We start from the raw sequence: 23,511 nt of genomic DNA on the forward strand, positions 1-23,511 counted from the left end.
GTCATAGTTACCATCTCTTGACAAATCATGTCAGTTGCTTGGGTATCAAAGGGTGAAATAGTGGATGAATCCTTAAAATTACTACGTAAACTTGAATTTCTGCCAGAGACTATCACTTTGTTGGACAAAATTGCTGCTATTTTACCAGGGATGATTTTTCAATTCCGACAACAGGCGGATGGTTCCCAGGTGGTTTTATACGTAAGTTCTGGTTGTCGAGACTTGTCAGAATTAGAACCAGAACTAATTCAAGCAGACTGGCAAATTTTATACCAGCTAATTCATCCCGAAGATAGAACCAAGTTTAAGAAATCTCTGGCTGTAGCTTTTAGTACACTTAAACCTTGGCATTGGGAAGGCAGAATTATGACTCCTAGTGGTAAACTCAAGTATATTCAAGGAGCTTGCCAACTAGAAGCAGAAGCAAACGGTGATATTCTCTGTAATGGTTTAGTGATAGATATTACTCCTAGAAAACAAACCGAAGAAGAGTTACGCACCAGTGAGGCGAGGTACCAAGCAATTTTGGCAGCAATTCCAGATTTGATGTTTCGGATGAGTCGTGATGGTGAATATCTTGATTTGAAAGGTGATGGTATCAGTCTCACTTTAACGAAAGAAGAGATAGTTGGTAAAAATATGCGAGATTTATTACCAAATGATCTAGCCTTAATTGGACAAGAAACCATTGCGAAAACTTTGGATGCTGGCAGTTTGCAAACTTGCGAATATCAATTACCAACACCAAAGGGTATTCGTGATTATGAGGCGCGGTTAGTAGTTAGCGGCGCTGATGAAGTATTAGCGATTGTTCGGGATATTACAGAGCGTAAACAAGTAGAAACTTCACTACAAAATTTGGCACAAAAGTTTTCTAAAGCTTTTAATTGTAGTCCCGATCCAATTAGTATTAGTACATTGAAAGAAGGACGCTTCATCGAAGTGAATGATAGTTTTATGCAGCTATCAGGCTATGAGCAGAATGAAGTAATTGGTCATACAGCTTTTGATTTAAAAATCTGGGTAAATGAAAGCGATCGCACTCAATTAGTAGCAGATTTACAAACCAAGGGAGCCATCAGCAACTTAGAATTTACCTTTCGGCGCAAGTCCGGGGAAATTCGCACCACCTTACTGTCTGCCGATGTGATTGATTTAGATGGTGTACCCTGTATTTTAGCGATTAATCATGATATTACCGCCCGTAAGCAAGCAGAAGCCCAAATGCGGTTGACAGCACAACGCGATCGCTTGTTGACGGAAACGCTGGTTAGGATTCGCTCTTCCCTGAATTTAGAGCAAATTCTCCAAACCACTGTGTCAGAAGTCAGGCAATTTCTACAAGCTGATCGGGTTTTTATTGGGCTGAATAATTATGAGGTAAAAGTCAAAAAAATCGCAGAATCAGTAGACCCCAAATATCCTTCTATATTGGGTTGGACACCAGAAGATAAAAGTTATTTGCAAGAATTGAAAACTATTTTTGCAACTCATCGCGTGCGTGTAGTGGAAGATGTCAGCAAAATCACAGTATCGCCAAAATTACAAGCCAATTATCAACAATTTCAGACAAGGGCAAGTTTAGCTGTACCAATTATGTTAGGGGAAGAATTAATTGGTGCTTTAGTTGCTAATCAATGTTCTGCCCCCCGTCAATGGCAACCGATAGAAATCGACTTACTCCAACAATTATCAGAACAATTAGCGATCGCCATTCAGCAAGCGCAACTTTACCAAGAACTCGCCGAACTCAACACCAACCTCGAACGCCAAGTAGAAGAACGCACCGCCCAACTGCAACAAAAAATGCAGGAATTAGAAAAACTGCAACAAGTTAAAGATGTGGTACTGCATACAGTCGCCCATGATTTACGCACCACAGTTATGGGCAATTTGATGGTACTGAAGAATTTGCTAGAAAATGGGGGAGTCGGGAGTCGGGATTTGGGAGTTGGGGAACAATCACCACCTGTCCTCCTCTGTTCCCATACACCACCAGCAGAAACTTCTTACCCTGCTGTTTCTCAGTCAATTCCTGTACCTAGTTCAGTAATTGAACGGATGATTCAAGGGAACGATCGCCAACTCACAATGATTAACTCTTTGTTAGAAATTCATTGCTGGATGGAGCAAGGTGTTATTATAAATCTCCAGCAGGTAAATTTAAACACACTCCTCGAAAAAATTCTGCCCGACTTACAACCACTGTTGTGGCAAAATCAGGCAACACTCGAAAACTTAATTAACGAAGATTTGCCATTAATCAAGACAGATCCTACACAGTTACAAACAGTGTTGCTGACCTTGTTAATTTATAGTTTGCAACAAAATCCCCCAGGGTTGAAATTGGCGCTGACAGCCACCGTTGTGGAAAGTATGGTCAAAATTCAAATTGAACATAACGGTGTCACCATGAGTAAAACAGAAGGCGATCGCCTGTTTGATTTATATGTGCGAGAACCCCAAGCACCTTGTTCCACAATTCTAGGGTTGAAAATGTATTTATGTCGCCAAATTATTCAAGCACATGGCGGCGAAATTGGTGTAATTAGTAACCGCAAACGAGGATTAACATTTTGGTTCACATTGTCTGTAGCCGATTAGTCGTCAAAATGTAGCCATAACTGATCATAATAAATACGAGGGAGAAAATGGAACAACACCTGCGATGGTATGGTCAAAGTTGGTAAGACACTAATGGCTAAATTATTGCAAAAATTTGGAATTTGGTGGCAACAAGTTTTTTCAGCACCAAAAATTGATGTAATTACTGGTGAATATCACTCTTGGCGTAATCATTTTTTTTGGCAGAGATTACGTCTGTGGTTATGGTTGGCATTTATTTGTTTATTGACTTTTACTGTCCGCGATATTTATGACTTATTCTTTTCTCTACAAGAATTGGTACAGATACCAAGAATAGTCAGGATTCAAGGACTGGCGATTAACGTTTCCATGTTACTGAGTTTATTGATTTGTTTTAGTTTACATAAAACTCGCTTTGGTCATCGTCACCCAGGTAGATTATTTTTAGGTACATCTTGGTCAGTTGGTTTTGCGTCGCAATTGTTCGCCACAATTAAAGGTTTTGCCTTACCAGATATTGTTGGTTGGTCGTTGCTATTTCTTAGTCAAGCTATATTTATGCCAGTGCGCTGGCCGCTCCATTTTATATCTCAGGTAAGTATTTTAGGTTACTATTTTATTGTGAATACTGCCTTGGGATTAAAAACACTTAAACCAGAACATCCAGAAATATATAATGTAACATTTGTTTTATATATATTCTGGTTTTGTGTTATCTGTGATTTGGGAGTTTATTTATACGATCGCCTACAACGTTCGGAATTTTACGCCCGCAAAGAATTAGAATCAGCTAATCGCAAATTAGTCGTCGCCGAAGCCAAATATCGCAGTATTTTTGAAAACGCCATTGAAGGGATTTTTCAAAGTAGTCCTGATGGTCGATATATTACAGCTAATCCGGCATTAGCTAAAATTTATGGCTATTCTTCACCAGAAGAAGTTACAGCTAATTTTACAGATATTGAAAATCAGTTGTATGTTGACCCCAAGCGTCGGGCTGAGTTTGTGCGGTTAATTGAAAAGTATGGCATTATCTCCGAATTTGAATCACAAATTTATCGCCAAGATGGCAGTATAGTTTGGATTTCGGAAAAAGCCTATGCTGTGCGTGATGCAGCCGGAAAATTACTGTATTATGAAGGGTTAATTGAGGATATTACCCAACGCAAACAAGCCGAGGAAGCCTTACAAGAACAAATCGATTTCTTACAAGTTTTAATCGATACAATTCCCACTCCTGTTTTTTATAAGAATACTCAAGGTTTATACCTTGGTTGCAACACAGCTTTTGAAGCAGTTCTGGGTTTACGCAAAGAACAAATTCTTGGTAAATCTGATTATGACTTAGCACCCAGAGAACTGGCTGACCAATATTATCACGCAGATATGACCTTGTTGGAACAACAACAAGTGCAAACTTATGAAAGTTTTTTGGTGTTTGCTGATCAAACCAAACATGATGTCATATTTTACAAAGCCAGCTTTTCTAAAGTCGATGGTTCCTTGGGCGGCTTAGTGGGGATAATTTTAGATATTAGCGAACTTCAGGCAGCATTGCGCGATCGCCAGCGTACCGAAGAAGCACTGCGAGTCTTTTTCCATGCAGTATCTCATGACTTACGTAACCCAGTCTTGGGTAGTTTGATGGTGCTGAAGAATTTGCTAGAAAATGCAGGAGAGGAGAGTAATGTAATTTCTTTACCCCGTACCACTTTAGAACGGATGGTGCAGAGTAGCGATCGCCAATTAAACTTAATTAATTCCTTGATGGAAGCCCATGTCAACGATATGCAAGGGTTAGTTTTACAGCGTCAACCTGTACAGTTAGATATGATTATCGCCGATGCGATCGCAGATTTAGAACCAATGCTGCGAAAAAATCAAACTCATCTCATCAATCTTGTCACCGCAGATTTACCCTTAATCAACGCCGATGCAACACAACTATGGCGAGTATTTTCTAACTTAATTGGCAATGCCATCAAACATAATTTACCAGGATTGCAAATTACAATTAATGCCATAGTTGAAGGTGAAAAAATTTATTGTACCGTCAGCGATAACGGTGTTGGTATTAGCCCAGAACAAAGCCAAAGATTATTTGATTTATATTTTCGGGGCAAGAATAATCCTTATTCTTTAGGTTTAGGTTTGGGCTTATATTTGTGTAAACAAATTGTTCAAGCACATGGTGGTGAAATTGGTGTCCAAAGTGGATTAGAAACAGGCGTAACATTTTGGTTCACCCTACCAATTAGCTGATACCAAGTTGCAATCAAAGATAGTAATTTGGGCTGGGAGTAGGGAGTAGAGAGTGGGGAGTAGGAATACTATTTCTGAAAGCAACTTATACCATTTTGGATTTTAGATTTTGGATTTTGGATTGGGAAATTGCTTACTGGCGAGCTTTTCAGTAACCCATTTGTCGCAATCATTTTTCAAATTGGTATTAGTATGAATAAGTAATTCGGTGGGAAAAAACAAAACTAAGTTAAGAAAGGTAAACAAAGCTATAACCCTCTTCTCTCCTGCCTTCTGCTATGATTATTCAGGAAAAAAGCAACTAATAGAACAACAAAATCCTGGTAAAAGTGGCGAAGTTATTTCATCATCACCTATCAAAGTTGCAACTAAAATTAACTGGGCTTTTTCTCGGCGATAAACTTCCACTTGTTTAGTAAAGCGATTCAAAATCCAATACTCACGCACACCATGAATTGAGTAAAGTTTCAGTTTTGCTTCCTTATCTCGACGTTCGTTTTGTGTACCGGGAGATAATACTTCGATTACCAATTCTGGCGCGGCTGTTAAATGTCCTGCTTCATCTTCAATTTGGGCTAATCTTTCTCGGCTAACCCAAACTACATCGGGGATAACACTATCTGCTTCCGAAAAAATCAACCCAGGAGATATAATTGTCATGCCCAAACCACTAGACTCTGACCAAATATCAAGCTGGCGAAAAGTTTTACCACATATTTGTTGATGACGATAGTGAGGCGTGCGAGTCACCAACAGTTCTCCATTGATAATTTCGTAGCGTGTCCACTCATTTTCAGGTAGAACCTCTATATCGTGGATTGTCCAACGTACTCCTTCAATAGCTTGACTCATAATAGTTTCCGTTTAGCTGGTTGCCTGTCTTTGTTTCATTTTATCTGCTAGAACCGAGTCAGAATTATACATACGATCGCCATCCTACATCTTACTGATGAGCGATCGCATTAATTCTAGTAGTGTACCAACCCAAAATTGCTACGTGGAGGTAAGCAAGGGAGCAGGGGAGCAGGGGAGAAACTTGCAGTAAGTCTTTCCCCCCTGCCCCTCTGCCCCTCTGCTCCTCTGCTGACCACAACGCAAAGTTTCCTTGGCAGACTACTAGTTCTTAGCTTTACTAAACACGCGATAATACAGCCATGTACTAGTCTCCTTGAAAGGAAATAGCAAATAAGTCAGGGGATTAATTGTCACGATAATATTGCGAAAGTCTCGGACTGCTAAAAATACAATGAATTTTGCCACTTGGGTAGCTGACATCACCCCATAGGGATTAAGTTGACTTTTAAACGGGCCGAGGATTAATTTGCGAATAATGCAATTACCTTCTAAACGTTTGAGGGTAATAATATTTCCCAAGGTGCGTTTACTCAGTTCATAAAGTGGACTGAGGGCTGGTGATACTTCTGCTTCCGAAGTATTCACCCAAATTTCTTTGGTGGCTTTGTCTTGTGGCCCCGTCACCGTTGTCATGAAGATATCCATCAACCGCAATGCTGAAAAAGTATTCACCTCATAAGATGAATTGATGGCTTGGGGTGTGCGATCGCCATAAACATTCACACCATGATTGATAATCAAAATATCGACTTTTTCTAACCTATCTCGCAGTTGTACCTCATTCCCCAACTCCCAAGGAAGTACCATTACCCCGGTTTGAGTGACTAACTTATCTGGATTTGTAGTAATCGCTACAACCTTGGCATTGTGTTGAATCAGTTCTGCTGTTAACGCTTGTCCCAGAGTTCCTGATGCACCGGTTATGGCGATGGTTTTACCTTTAAGAGAAAGTGCTGTACCTAAAATTTTATCCACCAACGGAAACACGCCACTGTAATAAGCGTTCACATCATCAAAATGGTGTCGCCAATGGTAAGCACGATTTACCCACAAACTCGAAGGAATAATTTCTAAAGGGCCGGGTAAGTGATTATAGTCCGTCTCTATTTTCCCTTGAAAATATCGCACCGATGCCCCATACAAAAAGGTGCAAGCATATAATACCCCGAACCACAACCCCCATTGGTTCACCAATAAGGCAACTATTGTTAAAACAAAGACTAAAAGCACCGACTCTACAATGTCATGGTAAAGCTGAGACTCTTGATACATTTTCAGAGAAACTACCGATAAGTCGCGGCGATAGGCTGCATGATGCTTGTTGTGCCATTTAGCTAACCAACTTACTTTGTGACATAAAGCATGGTAAGTATCCCTGAGTACCTCCGCCAGCAACAGGGAAAAAACTCCCCAAGCCGCAAACTGCAAACAGTTATTTACCAGCAGCCAGTTAATCTGTAAATTTGCTTCAATCACAGTCCAGTTTTCAGCTAACATCTTAATCATATTTTTCAGTACGCCATTAATCTTAATCAATCTTTATATTCAATATAAAAATTTTTACTGGTGTCACGGCGAGAGCAGACAAGAGTTGCGTCTTGGACACAGACAAAACCCGCACTTCGGCTACGCTCAGGACAAGCCTAGTGACCTCCTGCGTGGGTTCAAAACCCTTGATTTTGCATTAGTCTGCGTAGGCGGACTACCCTGCGGGAAGCCGCTTGCGCGTCTACGTTTTCATAGCCGCGAATTCCATTCGTGGGGGCTATGTGCAAGATATGTGTTCCCCAATATCCCCGACTTCTTTAAGAAGTCGGGTATCTAAACCTCCAGAATTATCCCAACCCAAATAGTTTAGAAATGACAGGTAATAAATTATTTGCTGCTTCTACCAATGTAGCGACGGCGGGTAAGCCAGAAAATAAACCTTTTAACATGGTGATGGCTGTTTTGGCAGTTTTTTGCTTGGCAGGTTCTTGGGGATTTTGACCTGCTTCGGCTAGAGTTTTCACTTGTTCTAAAGCCTCGGCTTTATCTTCATCAGATAATTCTGAAGATTGGGAAATTGCCTGTTGTAATTGTGTGAGTAATTCTTTAATTCCTGGTTGCTCACTATTGGGGGAATCGGGTAACTCATTAATGGCAATATTTACATTGCCGCTAATTGTTCCTAAGTTGGCAACAGAACCACCACCCGCAATACCACTAACATTACTGCTGCCTTGAATACTAATACCGCTAATATCCGACACTTTATTATCTCCTTCTATATAATATTTGGGCTGCTTGAGAGCAGTTGTCAGCATAGTTTCTAAACTACGAATGCGATCGTCTTTTTCTATAAGTAATGATTGTTGACTTTGAGATAAAGCTTTGAGTTGATTATAATCTGCAAAATATTCGGCACTCAGTTGCGATTTATTAACGTCTACCGCAGTTTTGGCGCGGATTAATAATTTATCATCGCCGCGTTTCTCTATTGCGACAATTTCTAACTCGTCTTCGGGGTGATTTTCTGCTAATTTTTTGAACGCAATTGCAATGGCGCGGGGGTCAACGCCTTGATTGTGATAAAGGTCGAGGGTGTCAAAAATTGGTTGGATAAATTCGGCAAAGTCACCGTCTTGAAATACTTCTTGGTGATTATCTGGTTTGCGGAGGGGGTCGGGATTTTCTTTCGTGGGTAAGCGCATGAAGATATATTCACACCTCACTCCATACAGTTTAGTTTCTCTGGTAATGCCCCAATCTTCAATGAATGCACCTGTGAGAATTGCGCCTGTTAAATCGGTTGCGTCGAGTTGGGTTTGTTTAAGTTTGGCTCTGGATAAATCAGCATCTTGCAAGTTAGCTTCACTGAGGTCAGTGCTGATAAAGCTGGCATCTGCTAGGTTAGCTGATTGTAAGTTTATACCCCGCAGGTTTTGGCGGTCAAAGTTTTTGTCTTGTCCTTGTCCTGTAACTAGTAGTTGAGGTACTTGTGAGTTTTGCAGATAGGTGTTACCAGGGCGAACACGGTCAAGCATCTTGGCTTGATGATAACAAGTACGGGTGAGGATAGCATTGCGGAAATCTGTGCTTTTGAGCGTGGTTTTGGCGAAGTTGGCATTAGTCAAGTTAGCGTTACGAAAGCTTGTACCGCCTGTAGCTGCAAAGGCAATAGCGAGATTACGAATCAAAGAATGCTTTTCTTCTCCTTTCATCGCTTGCCAAGCGATGTAGATGTTAAATAGCGTTCCGGCTACGGCTACGGCTACGGCTACGGCTACAGTGAAGGCTTCGGCTCTATCTCCGGCTACAAAGAAAGCTACAGCTACGGCTCCGGCTACGGCTACAGCTAAGGCTATGATGAAGGCTACGGCTCCAGCGAAGGCTACAGCGAAAGCTACGGCTACGGCTCCGACTACAGCTACGGCTCCGGCTACGACTACGGCTCCGGCTACGACTAAGGCTAGAGTTCCGACTAGGACTACGGTTATGGCTCCGGATACTGCGAAGACTACAGCGAAGGCTACAGCTACGGCTCCGGCTAATATTCCTTGGCGAATTGTGACCAGGAAAAAGGCAATTACTACGATTAAGACAATCCAGCCAGCAATCTGATTATCTAAAGGAGTAGCAAATATTAGTAACACGAAGAAACCGTTTAAAGCCCATAAAATTCCTGACAGTCCCGACAATAACCAGGAGACAAGGACTAAAAAAATTGCCCATCGGCGTTGCAGTCCAGCTTTGGCGTGACTGAAATTTGCCCCTGTCAAGTTCGCACCGCTAAAGTTTGCGCCTCGAATATCGGCATAGCTAAAGTTTGCACCTGCAAGGTTTTGTCCTTTGAAGTTGCGTCCTCGGAGATTTTGACCGGAGAAGTCTAAAGCCATGTGTAGTTTTACGCACTTAGGCAAATTTTACTACACGCTTCAGCCTGTTAATTCTAATATTTCTCGGTTTAGCTTTATTAGTCTTCACCGCTCCCTACAACCTCCATTACAAAGGGTAAGGTATACACACAAATATTCGTTTAGTGCATCTGTCCCGCCTCGGAATGAATTCCGAGTCTAATAGCGCAAGTCATCTAAAGATGACTCAACTAAAAATGTCTTCCAGTCCACTTGAGTGGACTTTAGCTATTAGCCTGGAACTTTAGTTCTAGGCGGGATGTGGTTGAACATAAAAATTTTTGACTTGTGTGTACACAGTAGCCTTTCCCTTGGAAAGGTTAGGGAGAGGTAAAACTGATTCACGAGTATCAAAGGCTCTCGCATGAGTATTAAAGACTCGTGAGCGAGTATAAAAGGCTCTCGCATGAGTATCCAAGACTCTCGCATGAGTATCAAAGACTCATTCACGAGTATTCAAAACTCTCGCGTGAGTATCAAAGACTCGCTCACGAGTATTCAAGACTCTCGCGTGAGTATCAAAGACTCATTCACGAGTATTCAAGACTCGCGCACGAGTATAAAAGACTCTCGCGTGAGTATCAAAGACTCATTAATGAGTATCAGAACTTCATTAACGAGAATTTAATCTTGGCACAGAACTGCGAACATTAGATTGTCTCGCCTGATATCGAGGAATTTCCACAACGGCGCTTGTTCCTTGCACACCATAACGAGTCACCGCCGACACAGCGACATCTTCAACTTGATGATTATTTAACAAAGTTGAATTCTGCCCAGCCGGTAAAATATTGGTATTCCATTCATTACCTATTTTGGTCTGCACAACCCATAACCAAACTGCTTGTTTACCTGTAGCTTGCCATCTCACAACTGTTTTAGTCCCAGTGACATCTTTTGCTAAACTGACTTGTGGTTTTTCGGGTGGTGTATTATCTAACCAAGGTGATGCCGGGACTAATGCGGGATGGTGATAAACATCTTGTGGTAATAAATCTGCAATGCCGCCGCGATTTTGTAGCAGAGGTTTCATACTAAAGTGAATATTGCCATCAGAACCAACATGACCTTGAGTTGTTTTAATTTGATAGACAATTTCTTTAGCAGGCCAAGCTGTGCGGCTGTTTTGTCCGATGCGGCTAGTATAAATTCCTGGCCAAATATGTCGAGATTGAGTGTTTTGTGATGTCCACCAATTCAACAATACAGGATAGCTTTCTTGGGGCTGTGCAATTTTCCAATAAAGTTGGGGTGAGAGATAATCTAACCAACCATTCATTAACCATTTGCGAGAATCTGCATATAGTTCTTGATAAGCATTAAACGCTTTTTCATTGCCTATTTGTTTGGGAAATCCTGGTTGCCAAATGCCAAAAGGACTAATACCAAATTTCACCCAAGGTTTAGCTGTTTTAATGCTTTGATAAAGTCGTTGAATTAAGGTGTTGACGTTTTCTCGCCGCCAATCATCACGGGTTGCTGTCCCTCCTGATTGTTGATATTTTTGCCAACTAATTTGGTCAGGAAAATCAATTTTTTTATTTCTTCTATCTTTTTCGGGATAGGGATAAAAGTAATCATCAATATGCACACCATCGATATCATATCGATTCACAACATCCATAATGACTTGCACGGTGTAATCCTGCACGGCTTTTTCACCGGGGTCTAACCAGAGATATTTGCCGTAACGTTTGACTAATTGTGGATGAGTTTTGCTGATATGATTCGGTGCAACTGTTGATTTGCCCTGGGGATGACTGGCGCGATAAGGATTAAACCAAGCGTGTAATTCCAGTCCGCGTTTATGGGCTTCTGCCACTGCAAAAGCTAAGGGGTCATAATAAGGTGCGGGTGGTTTACCCATTTGTCCTGTTAAAAATTCTGACCAAGGTTCTAATGTAGATTGGTATAAGGCATCACAATCAGGACGGACTTGTAAAATCACGGCATTGAGTTTTAATTTGGCCGCGCGATCGAGTATTGTAATTAACTCGGCTTGTTGTTGACTGGTGGTTAAACCCGGTTTAGAAGGCCAGTCAATATTAGCCACACTTGCAACCCACACCCCCCGAAATTCTCGGCTGGGTGATGGGGGAATGATAGCGGCTGGCTGGGGTGAGGAGTCAGCCATTTGGACTGGGATGAGACAGGAGACAGGAGACAGGAGACAGGCGGTAAGAATTAAATTCCTGTGCTGCTTTCCTAGACGTAAAAATCCACTAAGAAAAATGTCTTTGATGTTCACAAAAGTTTTGGAGGAGCGTTGAACAGATTAAACTATAACGTTATGAAAAATTCCTCTACACCCTCTACGCGCCTCGTTTCCCTGGATGTATTTCGGGGAATTGCGATCGCCTCTATGATTTTAGTGAATAATCCCGGTAATTGGGATTATGTCTATCCACCTCTCGACCATGCAAAATGGCATGGTTGCACACCGACAGACTTGGTTTTTCCATTCTTTTTATTTATTGTCGGTGTCGCAATGCCGTTTTCTTTCGCCAAGTACACCCCAGAAAATCGCCCGACGGCTACTGTCTATCAGCGTATTTTCCGCCGTGGTCTGATATTATTTGCCCTGGGCTTGTTCCTGGCGCTGGTTTCTTTAACCCTTGATTGGTTAATTAAAGGCATACCACCCAATTTCGGCACACTGCGAATTATGGGGGTGTTGCAGCGCATTAGTCTAGCTTATGTACTTGCAGCCTTAGCAGTTCTCAATCTTTCCCGCCGTTGGTTATGGATACTAACAGCTGTTATCCTCATCGGTTACTGGCTGGCGATGCAATTTATCCCCGTCCCTGGCTTTGGCGCAGGAAATCTCACCCCAGAAGGAAATTTCAGTGGTTACATTGACCGCATAATTCTAGGTAAGCATATTTATCGCGGCGGCGCTTTTGACCCAGAAGGCTTATTTAGTACTTTGCCATCTGTTGTCACTGTCTTTTTGGGATATTTTACAGGCGACTGGTTACGCATTCAGCCAATTAAAAGCCGCACAAGTGTAAATTTAGTAATTTTTGGTTTAATTGCCTTAGTAATTGGATTATTGTGGGGATTTTTATTTCCCATTAATAAACAACTCTGGACAAGTTCTTATGTTGTGTTTACCGCAGGTTGGGCATTACTCACTTTAGCTTTGTGTTATGAACTCATCGAAGTCCGCAATTTGAGAAACTGGGGACTACCATTAGAAGTGATGGGGCTGAATGCCATCTTTTTGTTTGTTGGTTCTGGCATACTCACCCGAATTTTACTCAAAACTAACATCGGCAGCAGCACAACCTACAATTGGATTTATGACAACCTATTTCGCTCTTGGGCGGGGAGATTCAATGGTTCACTTGCATTTGCCATAGTCATGGTTTTATTGTGGTGGACAATTCTTTATGGAATGTATCGTCGGCGTTGGTTTTTCAAAATTTAGTAGAGGCTTTCCAGCCATTGCCCCTACATTGGAGACATATCATGAAAAACAATATGGACAATCACAAAATTGAAGTCACTGGAATTAGTGAACCTCTACTCAGGTTGATTGATGAACGAGTGAGAAACTTTGGCGGTGATAGAGCATTACAGCCAGAGGCTTTTACCCGTGAAAGTATTTATGAGAATCATGACTAATGCTTTTCATGGCAGACACTTTATTTTTCTGTAGATTTGATCAACTTATTCAGTTCCTCTGTGGCGATATAGAAATCTTTCGTGTTAAATCTGTAGCCTGTGTTAAAAGCATCTTCTTCTCTCACTTCATCAATCCCAAAACCATTTGTAGGAGAATAATCCAAGACAAACAGCTTGTTATTTAGGCGAATGTCAAGCATGGCAGAACATGAAGAAAAGATTTCTAGGGTCGTTATTGCTCCTGGAAAAGACAATTTTATTTGTTTAGCAAGGACAGAAATCTTATCGAGTATTGTTGACTCAGATGCTTGGTCTCCTGAATCGTTAAAATCTTCTTTCTTGTAAATCATTGTCCAGATCCAGGTTTACTGAATTCTACTTGTCCTGATTTCCTGTTTGTGATTGTCATACTACCATCCGCATCTATCTTAATGCGATGACCTCGTGACTTTGCCGTAATACTACCGTCGGGATGTCGAGTTATATAGTCATCAAGTGGCGGATACATTCTTCCGTCAGGCATATTGGATGGAGGTGGGAGGTTTTGCATTGGAATTCCACTAAGATCCAAACTGTAGATCCGGCTGAATAATTTCTGACAAGCGATCGCGTAGCGTCTCGCTCCAGAGGAATGACGTAGACACGAAGTGGCTTCCCGTTCGCGTAGCGTCTCCCTTTGGGAGAAGAGTAGCAATCTCATGAACTCGCTCAGAATGGTAAGATTTTGCGATTGCTTCGTTCCTCGTAATGACATATAGCGGTTCTCGGTTGGATGAGGTACATTTCAACCCCACCCCCCTGTCAAACACATGGATAAAGGCGCAACGCGCATTTTTGCTTCGATGATTCATGAGTTTGCCCAAAGTATTGGTAAAGAAAGATTCTTTTTGGTTGGTGAAATTACTGGCGGAAGAAGGAGAGCATTTGAAACTTTAGAGGAGACAGGTTTAGATGCTGCTTTAGGTGTTGATGAGATTCCTGACAAACTGGAATATTTGGTGAAAGGATATCGTAACCCTAGAGATTACTTTAGTTTGTTCCGTAATTCTTTACTGGTACAGAAAGAATCTCACATTTGGTTTAGAGATAAGGTCGTGACGATGTTCGACGACCATGACCAAGTACGTAAGGGACAAAACAAAGCCAGATTTTGTGCAGATAAAGATGCGACAAAAGTAGTACTGAACGCTTTAGCACTCAACGCTTTAACGCTGGGTATCCCTTGTATTTATTATGGTACAGAACAAGGTTTTGATGGACATGGAGATAGCGATCACTATTTGCGCGAGTCTATGTTCGGCGGTGAATTTGGCGCATTTGCTACTAAAGGCGTTCACTTCTTTAACGAAGACAATTACATTTATCAAGAAATTTCCCAAATTCTCAAAATTAGAAGCACGAAGAAAGCTTTAAGTCGTGGTCGTCAATATCTCCGTCCGATTTCTGGTGATGGCGTAAACTTTGGTTTACCCCAAATCATCGGTAATGAAATTCGTTCTGTTGTCCCTTGGTCTCGTATTCTCAGCGACCAAGAAATAGTCGCAGCTATCAATACCGACTATGATCAACCTCGTGAAGCTTGGGTGACGATTGATAACGAATTACACAATGAAGGTGATTTCCTAACTTGCATTTACTCTACCGATAAACAACAAGTCGGTCAAACAGTGAAAGTTGCAGCCAGGAATGGGAAAGCGGTGAAAATTACTGTCCCTGCGGCTGGGTTTGTTATTTACGAATAAGTTTCTCTTTACTGCCAATTTTCTCTCCTCGTAGAGCGTATATATATATGTATATACGCTCTTTTATTATTGGCATTGGGGGAGCGATCGCAATTACCAAACTTTTGCCACTAAGATATTTTTGGGATAAATGTTATATGCAAAAATAACTAACTTGATCATACAATTTTTCACGGAAACACAAAATTCATCTCGTTCCCAACATTTCCTCATTCCATCTCTGGCTAAATACAGTGTAAACTGAAAACACTTGGTATAAAATGTCTTTTTTGCTCATCAAATTCTCTCGAAAAAATAAAATATTACAATTTCAAAATGACCGATTTTGATACGATGACTGTCATTGACTGCGATCAGGAACCAATCAACATTCCTGGTTATATTCAACCATTTGGTGTCCTGTTAGCTTTGGAATTACCACATCTCAAGATTCTACAAGCTAGTGAAAATACAAGTGAATTTTTTGGGATTTCCGCAGCCGATTTAATTGGAAATAATTTAACATTACTTTTCGCTTCAAAACAAGTACAATCGATTATTGATGCTCTGCAACAAGAAGTTTTACCATTTGTGCATTTGTTGGAATTAAAATCTGAACTATCGCAATTTCTTGGAGAAAATGCGCCCAATTTTTTTCTTGCAACCATCCAGCGATCGCAAAATATTTTTATCTTAGAATTAGAACCACGCTCACATACACAAAATAGTCAATTTTTTGGTTATTGTCATCTTTTAGAACAAACAGTTTCCCAAATAACCAATGCTAAAAATTCCCTAGAACTATTTCAAATTATTGTCAAAGAAGTCAGAAAAATTACCCAATTTGATCGGGTTATGCTCTATAGATTAGAAGCAGACTACAGTGGAGTTGTGATTGCCGAAGATAAGCTCAGTCATCTCGAAAGTTATTTAGACTTACATTATCCAGCTTCAGATATTCCCGCCCAAGCCAGACAACTTTACTACGAAAAATATTTACGCTTAATTCCCGACATCAATTATCAGCCAGTCAAGTTAATTCCCTCTCATCCACTCTTAGATTTAAGTACAGTAACATTAAGAAGCGTTTCACCCTGGCATATAGAATATTTGCAGAATATGGGTGTCACCGCAACTTTGTGTATTTCCCTGATCAATCAAAATCGGCTTTGGGGGATGATTGCTTGTCACCATCATACACCTAGAAATGTTGATTATGAAATTCGCAAAATTTGTGAATTTATTGGGCAGTTTGCCTCAGTTCAATTAATCAATCAACAAGAAAGAGAACTAAATTTTTACCGCCAAAAAGTTAAAATAATTCAAGAACAACTCAGACAAGCATTATCTAATAAGTTAGACTATATTGGCAATGTTTTTAAACGCAACAAATCTAATTTGTTAAACTTAGTGCAAGCTCAAGGTGTTGCCATATTATTAGAAGAACAATTAACTTTAATTGGGCAAACCCCCTCAGAAAGTGATATCCGAAAGCTAATAACCTGGCTTGCTGATCAACAACGACAAGAAGTTTTTTACACTGACTCATTACCACAACTCTATCCTCCGTCCAGAAAATTTAAAAATAAAGTTAGTGGTATTCTCGCCATTTCAATTTTCCTGAATCACAGGTCTTATCATATTATTTGGTTACGCCCTGAGCAAGTCCAGACTGTGAATTGGGCGGGGAATCCGCAAGCATCAATTTCTCTAGCTACAGATAATACTTTACGTCTGACTCCTCGTAAATCATTTGAACTGTGGAAACAAACAGTTAAAAATAAATCCTATCCCTGGCAAGCATTTGAAATTGAAGTTGCACAGGAAATGAAGAATAATTTGATGTTAGCAGCTTTAGAATTTTCCCATGTAGCACTTCAGCAAGCAGCCGAGCAAGCCGAAATTGCTAACCGTGCCAAAAGCCAGTTTTTAGCTAAAATGAGTCATGAATTGCGTACACCACTCAATGCTATCTTAGGTTTCACCCAAATTATGACTCGTAATAGCTCTTTGTCGCAAAATGACCGAGAACATTTAGACATTATTAGTCGTAGTGGTGAACATTTATTAGCTTTAATTAATGATGTTTTAGAAATGTCAAAAATTGAAGCGGGGCAACTCACTTTAAATGAAAGCTACTTTGATTTATATCGATTAATTTTTTCAATTCAAGAAATGTTTGCCCTCAAAGCTTCTGATAAAGGAATAAACATCATTACGCAGTTTAGTCCAGAGGTAAATCAATATGTTTGTGGTGATGAAGGTAAACTGCGACAAATATTAATTAACTTACTGGGCAATGCCATTAAATTTACAGTGGTTGGTTATGTGGCGCTGCGAGTTTCCTATGCTAAATATGCCAAAGAATCGGGTAAGGTAATTGTAGAATTTGTGGTAGAAGATACTGGCCCTGGCATTACCACCGAAGATTTAGAGTTAATTTTTGAAGCATTTGCACAAGCTAAAGGTGGCAGACAATTTATGCAAGGTACAGGCTTGGGACTAGCCATTAGCCGCCAGTTTGCCAGATTAATGGGGGGCGATGTTCACGCTCAAAGTATCTTCGGACAAGGCGCAACTTTTACTTGTAGCGTGCAGATGACTATCGCCGAAAAACTGGATGTTTTACCTGCTACCCAAGTTACTAGGCGAGTTATTAGTTTAAAACCTGGTCAACCTCGATATCGAATTTTAATTGTTGAGGATGTTTTAGAAAATCGGCAGTTAATGGTAAAGCTGCTGAAATCTGTCGGTTTTGAGGTCTGTGCAGCCGAAAATGGTCTGATGGCTGTTGATATCTGTAAAGCTTGGCAACCCCATCTAATTTTGATGGATATACAAATGCCTGTGATGAATGGTTATGAGGCAACTAAACAAATTCGCGCTCATAATCAAAACCAAATTTTAGCAATTATCGCGTTGACTGCCAGTGCTTTTGTTGAAGATAGAGAAGTGATTTTACAAATAGGTTGTGATGATTTTGTGGCTAAACCTTTTGAAGAAACCGTTCTGTTGGAGAAAATGGCACAATATCTCGGCGTGCGCTATGTTTATGCGGAAAATCATCAGCCAAAATTTCCAGAATCCAAACATCAATCACAAAAATTAACAACCTCTGATTTGGCAGATATGCCAGCAAGTTGGCTGGCTCAAGTTTATGAAGCGGCATTAATTATTGATGATGAAAAGCTTTATCAACTTTTCCAAGAAATTCCTGCCAGTAAGTCTCAACTTGCAGAGGCTTTAAAAGATTTAGTTGATAATTTTCATTTAGAGACAATTATTAATTTGCTAAAAGATATTTTAGATTAATTAAAATTAAACCAATAAATTATGTCTTTATCAAAATTGACAATTGATTCTGCTTTGATTTTACTCATTGATGATACACCAGATAATTTACGCTTATTAGCAAAAATCCTGGAAGCTCACGGATTTAAGGTCAAAAAAACTGTCAGTGCTAAGATGGCAATTCAAGCTGCACAGCTAGAACCACCTGATTTGATTTTACTTGATATTAACATGCCAGAAATCAGTGGGTATGAAGTATGTCAACAATTAAAACGGCAAGAAAAAACTGCTAATATTCCTATAATTTTTATTAGTGCATTAGACCAAATTACAGATAAAATTAAAGCTTTTGAACTAGGTGGAGTAGATTACATTACTAAACCTTTTCAAGAGTCAGAAGTATTAGCGAGAGTGCAGAATCAGTTGATTATTTATGAGCAGCGAAAAATGCTCTTGGCGCAAAACAAACACTTACAGCAAGAAATTCAAGAACGTCAACAAGCACAAGCAGCTTTGCAAGAACTGAACCGATGTTTTGAACAACAAATTATCCAAAGAACTGCGGAGTTACAAAGATCACTAGAGTTTGAGGGAAGATTAAAACGTATTACAGATACAGTTCGTGATAGTTTAGATGAGAAACATATTTGGCAAGCAGCAGTGGCAGAGTTGGTAGTTGGTTTAGAGCTAGATTGCTGTTATGCAACTATTTGTACCAATGATTTAAAAACTTGTGCTGTTGCCTATGAATATAACAAAGATAGTGAACCTGACTGGGGAGTGACTTGTATTAAGCAAATAAAGAGTTGGGTGGAATTCCCCACAACAATGCGGACAAAACACAGTACGCAATTTTGCTGGTACTTTCTCAACGGTGAGGATAAAGTTGAGCGAAAATATGCAATTTTATTATGTCAAATTTTTGATAATCAAAAAACTCTGGGGAGTTTGTGGTTGTTTAAATCAGCAGCCAAAGCCTTTGATGAACTGGAAGTTAGGTTAGTTAAACAGTTAGCAAATCAATGTGCGATCGCACTCCGTCAAGCTCGACTTTATCAAGCGGCTCAAGCACAAGTTGAAGAGTTACAAAAGCTCAATCAATTAAAAGATGATTTTCTCTGTTCTATCTCTCACGAATTACGCAATCCTATAGCGAATATTCAATCATTTATCCAATTACTAGAAACTGAATTAACAAATGTAAATCATCATAATCCCAAGATATTGCAATACTTAACAATTTTACATGAAGAGTGCCAAGGTGAACTCCAGTTAATTCAAGATTTACTAGATTTGCAGTATTTAAATGCTGAGTTTTATCCCTTACAATTGACGACGATTAACTTGGGTGATTGGATTCCCTACAGCATCGAAGTATTTATTATTCAATCTCAACAACAGCACCAGAATGTGCAAATTAAACTACCTCCTGATTTACCATTGCTAACTACTGATATATCTAGCCTGAGTCGCATTCTGCGTGAGTTGGTTAAAAATGCCTGTAAGTACACGCCTGCGGGAGAAACTATCACAATCACTGCTTCCCATCAAAATAATCACCTGCATCTTTGCGTGATTAATTCTGGTGTAGAAATTCCTGAAGCTGAACTATCTCGCATTTTTGATAAGTTCTACCGCATCCCCAATATAGGACATTTAACGTCTGGCGGCACTGGTTTGGGGTTGGCATTGGTGAAAAAACTCGTAGAACATTTGGGGGGTTCTATCTTTGTGGAATCGCGCCCAAAAGAGATTTGTTTTACTTTGGTTTTACCGTTGCCGACGGAATCTCAATAATTATTGAGGTGAGGAGACAGGCTGTTGAGTCTGTATTTCATAAAGTTTTTCTATCTCCGCAATCAGAGGAAAATAATAACTCTCTACTGTTTTGAAGAAATACCAACAATGCAGGGGTATTACATGATCTGAAAAATCATCAATGTTTGACTCTCTCTGCGATTTTTTTGTCAACAGAATTAATTTTATGTGTTTTAAAACACATACAAAATTATTTCTTTTTATTTCTTAAGATAGATGTATATGTTGTTATTTGCCTATTTTAGTGCTTAATTTAGCTGATTCATCGATTTATTTATATCTAGAGGCAGATGATTATGCTGATTATTTTATAGTTAGATTCCCTAGGGAGTAAAATTTGAAAAATTAAATATTATATGCACAAAACTAAGTAATAAATTTATGTTAGTTTATAACACCTTCGTTATTCTGGGATTTTATTTGAGTCTATTCATATTCAAAATTGTGAGATAAATGTATAGTTTTTAGATTTAATCTCTTACTAATTATTGACTTGGTGAGTAAGCTGAGATATCTAATACTCTTTGATAAAAAACAAGCTATTTATACTGCGGCTGGCTACTGAATTAGTAGTCTAAATGAAGTTGACTTTATATTATCTATATAAAAAAATACTTTTTAGTAAGCAATATTTTTTTATATCAAGAAAGTAAAAGTGATATCCTTTTATTGGTAGAATATTTTTAAATAAATCAGCAATTTCAATTAATTTTTAATTTCCACTTCAGCTATTGCCATCTATTCAGGCTATTTATATAGCTTGATTGTCAACTAGTTAAAAGGAGTGCGGGATATGCAGGCTGACGGTTACACGTTAGTTAGTTCCATCTTTAAATTAGTACATAAACCACAATCCGAGTTGACATTTGTTGGTCAAGCCTGGGAATTGAACTACATTTTTAGGTGTGAGAGTGATGAAATATTAGAACTAAATATGCACAATTTAATTGCGGAATTACAAGAAATTAATAAACATTTACAGCAAGAAGTGTTAACCCTGAAGCAGAAAACATCGAGTTTAGAAAAATCGGCGACTTTACTGCGGTATATTTTGGAGTCAACGGTTCATGGCGTGATTGCAGTTAGTTTAGAAGCAGATATTGTTAGTGTGAATCAACAATTCATTGAGATGTGGCAAGTTCCCAACTCTCTGACAATATCAAGGGATAGCGTGCAATGGCGAGCTTTTTTGGAAAATCAACTGAAACAGCCGCAGTTATTACGTGATTCGATGTGGGAGATGCGGTGTGATTTTACAGGCGATCGCTACGATATTTTAGAGTTAAAAGATGGTCGAATCTTCGCGCAATACTCCCAACCGCAGAGGCTAGAAGAAAAAATTATTGGGAGAGTCTGGAGTATTTGGGACATTTCCGAACTTAGCCAAGCTGTAGAAAAATCACAACAACTCGGCGAACTGCGATCGCAATTTTTATCTATGGTGTCTCACCAATTACGTACACCGCTAAATATAGTTTCATTTTCTAATAGCTTACTCAAAAAGCACATCCATGTATGGACAACTGAGAAAACCCTACCATTGTTAGGGCGGATTCAAACAGCCGTCGAGCAACTGAGCAAAATGTTAGACGACATTTTGTTATTTGCCAAAGCAGAAACGGCTAAATTACATATCGAGGCTCAACCACTGAATTTAGTACAGTTTTGCCATGAGATAGTCACGCAATTTCATACTTGCTATAGTCAAAACAAAATTAATTTTGATAGCCAAGGTTCCTGCTGCACTACTTTTATCGACAGAAAATTACTAGCGCCGATTCTGAAAAACTTGCTCGACAATGCAATTAAATATTCTCCATCAGGTGCGGTGGTAGATTTAAAACTTTTCTGCGAACCAGAGAAGGTGATTTTCCAAGTTGTAGATAGAGGTATTGGTATACCCATAGCAGAACAACAGCGACTATTTGAGCCGTTTTATCGAGGTAGCAATATTGCTCATCTACCGGGTACTGGACTAGGACTATCAATTGTGAAAACTCTAGTTGACTTACATGGTGGTCACATTGATGTGAAAAGTGAAGTTGGTGTAGGCACAGCTTTTACAGTTATTTTCCCCTCGATGAAATGAAGAGTGCTGAGTTAAAAGAACTCCCACAGGCATCGCGTGACGTGATATTTACCAAAGTGCAGAAAATTTTTTCCTTACTTAGCACCCAGTACTGAAAATAATCAAAGTTTTGAATGAGTTTTTTAACCTGCCACAAATCCTAATGATGAAACAATGATGCACACAATTTTAGTCATTGAAGATGATGCTGTTACTCGCAATCTCTTTTTAGAAAGTCTACAAGCTGAGGGTTATGAAACCATCGGCGCAGAAAATGGTCGTATTGGTATCCAGTTAGCACAAGAGAATTTACCTGATTTGGTCATCTGTGATATCTCGATGCCGGATAGGGATGGTTATGATGTTTTAAATGATTTACGTCAAGACCCACTCACAGCAATTATTCCGTTTATGTTTCTCACTGGTAGCGATACTAAAGATGCTTTGCGTAAAGGTATGGAGTTGGGCGCGGATGATTATCTTACCAAACCTTTAACGGTGGAGCAATTGTTGAGGGCGATTCAAACCCGGTTAGAAAAACAAGCTTTGCTGAGGTATTGGTACGCGACTCAATCACAACCTATACCTGCAAACGTGACTGTCTCGGAAACACCAAAGTCTATTTTCCCATCGGTTCCCCAACTCAAACAAGTTTTTGACTACATCGAAGCAAATTATCACCAAGGAATTACTTTAGCGAAAGTTGCTGAAGCGGTGGGTTACTCCCGTGCTTATTTAACTAACCGTGTCGCCAAACAAACAGGAGAAACTGTCAACGGCTGGATTTTGAAACGGCGGATGATGGCGGCGCGTTCTTTACTCAAGGATACCAGCCAAACTGTTGAACAAATTGCTTTGGCTTTGGGTTATCAAAATGCTTGTCACTTTTCTCGTCAATTTCGCCAGCATCATGGCATACCTCCCAAATATTGGCGAAAAAAGCAGCAGCTTCTGAATACTTGCACTCAGTTGGAAAAGTGCTTGCATGTGAGTCAGAGATAGTATGGCGGAAGGGGAGACAAGGGAGACAAGGGAGATAAAAGTTTATTTAGTTGCTTTTTGGTTTAGCTGAGAACTGCTGTATTAATAGTTGCACAGCTAGAGCGATTAAACCGATCGCTACTATCCCAAATATGCCGCTACCTAAAGCAACTATCCCCACAACTAAGGTGCGTACCGCAGAGCTAATCTTGATGACGAGTTCATTTTGAGAATGGAGTGGTTTGCTGGCGAAGTTAGTAGCGATCGCAATCATCAGCGAATATAAAGTATATGCTAATCCACTAGAAATGATTGCGCCTGTAATGCAGCGCAGTGGTGATACTTGAGTTGGTGTTGTGGTTTCTTGGGGTGTGATATTTTGGTCACTCATACAATCAGAAAAATT

General features: G+C 39.8%; 16 protein-coding genes. 9 read left to right on the forward strand and 7 right to left on the reverse strand.

Annotation, left to right across the window (positions count from 1 at the left end; all coding sequences use genetic code 11):
• Positions 1 to 27 precede the first annotated feature (27 nt).
• Complete coding sequence (locus H6G28_RS03415; RefSeq protein ID WP_190668979.1) at positions 28 to 2,604, forward strand: sensor histidine kinase; 2,577 nt, start codon at positions 28 to 30, stop codon at positions 2,602 to 2,604.
• Positions 2,605 to 2,697: 93 nt separating this feature from the next.
• On the forward strand, positions 2,698 to 4,848 hold the full coding sequence (locus tag H6G28_RS03420; RefSeq protein ID WP_242049162.1) for a sensor histidine kinase: 2,151 nt from the start codon (positions 2,698 to 2,700) through the stop codon (positions 4,846 to 4,848).
• A 282-nt stretch (positions 4,849 to 5,130) separates the two neighbouring features.
• Here H6G28_RS03420 and H6G28_RS03425 read toward each other — a convergent pair whose 3' ends face one another.
• The 4 genes from H6G28_RS03425 to H6G28_RS03440 all read right to left on the reverse strand — a co-directional run bounded on the left by H6G28_RS03425 (position 5,131) and on the right by H6G28_RS03440 (position 11,733).
• Entirely contained in the window at positions 5,131 to 5,700 is a 570-nt protein-coding gene (locus H6G28_RS03425; RefSeq protein ID WP_190668983.1) for a Uma2 family endonuclease, read from the reverse strand.
• 264 nt (positions 5,701 to 5,964) lie between these two features.
• The gene (locus H6G28_RS03430; protein WP_190668985.1) at positions 5,965 to 7,209 is read right to left on the reverse strand and encodes a bifunctional sterol desaturase/short chain dehydrogenase; all 1,245 of its coding nucleotides are present in this window, start codon (positions 7,207 to 7,209) and stop codon (positions 5,965 to 5,967) included.
• Positions 7,210 to 7,538: 329 nt separating this feature from the next.
• Positions 7,539 to 9,581 (reverse strand): pentapeptide repeat-containing protein, encoded by a 2,043-nt coding sequence (locus H6G28_RS03435; RefSeq protein ID WP_190668987.1) that lies wholly within the window; start codon positions 9,579 to 9,581, stop codon positions 7,539 to 7,541.
• Between the two features lie 631 nt (positions 9,582 to 10,212).
• A complete protein-coding gene (locus tag H6G28_RS03440) occupies positions 10,213 to 11,733 on the reverse strand; it encodes a glycoside hydrolase family 10-like protein (RefSeq protein ID WP_190668989.1) in 1,521 nt (506 codons plus the stop codon).
• A gap of 156 nt (positions 11,734 to 11,889) precedes the next feature.
• Here H6G28_RS03440 and H6G28_RS03445 point away from each other — a divergent pair, with 156 nt between their 5' ends.
• Both H6G28_RS03445 and H6G28_RS03450 read left to right on the forward strand, forming a co-directional pair.
• Positions 11,890 to 13,029: an acyltransferase family protein gene (locus H6G28_RS03445; protein WP_190668991.1), complete on the forward strand. Its 1,140-nt coding sequence runs from the start codon at positions 11,890 to 11,892 to the stop codon at positions 13,027 to 13,029.
• Between the two features lie 41 nt (positions 13,030 to 13,070).
• Positions 13,071 to 13,226, forward strand: a complete 156-nt coding sequence (locus H6G28_RS03450; RefSeq protein ID WP_190589349.1) for a hypothetical protein — start codon at positions 13,071 to 13,073, stop codon at positions 13,224 to 13,226.
• Between the two features lie 20 nt (positions 13,227 to 13,246).
• On the opposite strand, the gene H6G28_RS03455 is transcribed toward H6G28_RS03450, so the two are convergent.
• Together H6G28_RS03455 and H6G28_RS03460 are read right to left on the reverse strand one after the other, a co-directional pair.
• Positions 13,247 to 13,576, reverse strand: coding sequence for a hypothetical protein (locus tag H6G28_RS03455; protein ID WP_190589348.1), 330 nt, complete (start codon positions 13,574 to 13,576; stop codon positions 13,247 to 13,249).
• Positions 13,573 to 13,926 (reverse strand): hypothetical protein, encoded by a 354-nt coding sequence (locus H6G28_RS03460; protein WP_190589347.1) that lies wholly within the window; start codon positions 13,924 to 13,926, stop codon positions 13,573 to 13,575. Before H6G28_RS03460 ends, H6G28_RS03455 begins: the two co-directional genes overlap by 4 nt.
• A 109-nt stretch (positions 13,927 to 14,035) precedes the next feature.
• Between H6G28_RS03460 and H6G28_RS03465 the strand changes: the two genes are divergently transcribed.
• The 5 genes from H6G28_RS03465 to H6G28_RS03485 all read left to right on the forward strand — a co-directional run bounded on the left by H6G28_RS03465 (position 14,036) and on the right by H6G28_RS03485 (position 23,126).
• Positions 14,036 to 14,968: an alpha-amylase family protein gene (locus H6G28_RS03465; protein WP_190668993.1), complete on the forward strand. Its 933-nt coding sequence runs from the start codon at positions 14,036 to 14,038 to the stop codon at positions 14,966 to 14,968.
• Positions 14,969 to 15,283: 315 nt separating this feature from the next.
• Complete coding sequence (locus tag H6G28_RS03470) at positions 15,284 to 18,259, forward strand: response regulator (RefSeq protein ID WP_190668995.1); 2,976 nt, start codon at positions 15,284 to 15,286, stop codon at positions 18,257 to 18,259.
• Positions 18,260 to 18,280: 21 nt separating this feature from the next.
• A complete protein-coding gene (locus tag H6G28_RS03475; protein WP_190668997.1) occupies positions 18,281 to 20,035 on the forward strand; it encodes a response regulator in 1,755 nt (584 codons plus the stop codon).
• A gap of 814 nt (positions 20,036 to 20,849) precedes the next feature.
• A complete protein-coding gene (locus H6G28_RS03480) occupies positions 20,850 to 22,145 on the forward strand; it encodes a PAS domain-containing sensor histidine kinase (protein WP_242054441.1) in 1,296 nt (431 codons plus the stop codon).
• A 153-nt stretch (positions 22,146 to 22,298) separates the two neighbouring features.
• Positions 22,299 to 23,126 (forward strand): response regulator transcription factor, encoded by an 828-nt coding sequence (locus tag H6G28_RS03485; protein WP_190590233.1) that lies wholly within the window; start codon positions 22,299 to 22,301, stop codon positions 23,124 to 23,126.
• Positions 23,127 to 23,172: 46 nt separating this feature from the next.
• On the opposite strand, the gene H6G28_RS03490 is transcribed toward H6G28_RS03485, so the two are convergent.
• Positions 23,173 to 23,496: a DUF3082 domain-containing protein gene (locus tag H6G28_RS03490; RefSeq protein WP_190590234.1), complete on the reverse strand. Its 324-nt coding sequence runs from the start codon at positions 23,494 to 23,496 to the stop codon at positions 23,173 to 23,175.
• Positions 23,497 to 23,511: the final 15 nt, after the last annotated feature.

This window comes from Nostoc sp. FACHB-190 (assembly GCF_014696905.1).
Classification (GTDB): domain Bacteria; phylum Cyanobacteriota; class Cyanobacteriia; order Cyanobacteriales; family Nostocaceae; genus Nostoc_B.

Bases quoted from the DNA above. Each gene is read 5' to 3' on its own strand.
- H6G28_RS03415 (WP_190668979.1), top strand. From the start codon at position 28: ATGTCAGTTGCTTGGGTATCAAAGGGTGAAATAGTGGATGAATCCTTA.
- H6G28_RS03465 (WP_190668993.1), top strand. From the start codon at position 14,036: ATGGATAAAGGCGCAACGCGCATTTTTGCTTCGATGATTCATGAGTTT.
- H6G28_RS03470 (WP_190668995.1), top strand. From the start codon at position 15,284: ATGACCGATTTTGATACGATGACTGTCATTGACTGCGATCAGGAACCA.
- H6G28_RS03440 (WP_190668989.1), bottom strand. From the start codon at position 11,733: ATGGCTGACTCCTCACCCCAGCCAGCCGCTATCATTCCCCCATCACCC.
- H6G28_RS03420 (WP_242049162.1), top strand. From the start codon at position 2,698: ATGGCTAAATTATTGCAAAAATTTGGAATTTGGTGGCAACAAGTTTTT.
- H6G28_RS03455 (WP_190589348.1), bottom strand. From the start codon at position 13,576: ATGATTTACAAGAAAGAAGATTTTAACGATTCAGGAGACCAAGCATCT.
- H6G28_RS03430 (WP_190668985.1), bottom strand. From the start codon at position 7,209: ATGATTAAGATGTTAGCTGAAAACTGGACTGTGATTGAAGCAAATTTA.
- H6G28_RS03445 (WP_190668991.1), top strand. From the start codon at position 11,890: ATGAAAAATTCCTCTACACCCTCTACGCGCCTCGTTTCCCTGGATGTA.
- H6G28_RS03425 (WP_190668983.1), bottom strand. From the start codon at position 5,700: ATGAGTCAAGCTATTGAAGGAGTACGTTGGACAATCCACGATATAGAG.
- H6G28_RS03480 (WP_242054441.1), top strand. From the start codon at position 20,850: ATGCAGGCTGACGGTTACACGTTAGTTAGTTCCATCTTTAAATTAGTA.
- H6G28_RS03435 (WP_190668987.1), bottom strand. From the start codon at position 9,581: ATGGCTTTAGACTTCTCCGGTCAAAATCTCCGAGGACGCAACTTCAAA.
- H6G28_RS03460 (WP_190589347.1), bottom strand. From the start codon at position 13,926: ATGAGATTGCTACTCTTCTCCCAAAGGGAGACGCTACGCGAACGGGAA.
- H6G28_RS03450 (WP_190589349.1), top strand. From the start codon at position 13,071: ATGAAAAACAATATGGACAATCACAAAATTGAAGTCACTGGAATTAGT.
- H6G28_RS03490 (WP_190590234.1), bottom strand. From the start codon at position 23,496: ATGAGTGACCAAAATATCACACCCCAAGAAACCACAACACCAACTCAA.
- H6G28_RS03475 (WP_190668997.1), top strand. From the start codon at position 18,281: ATGTCTTTATCAAAATTGACAATTGATTCTGCTTTGATTTTACTCATT.
- H6G28_RS03485 (WP_190590233.1), top strand. From the start codon at position 22,299: ATGATGCACACAATTTTAGTCATTGAAGATGATGCTGTTACTCGCAAT.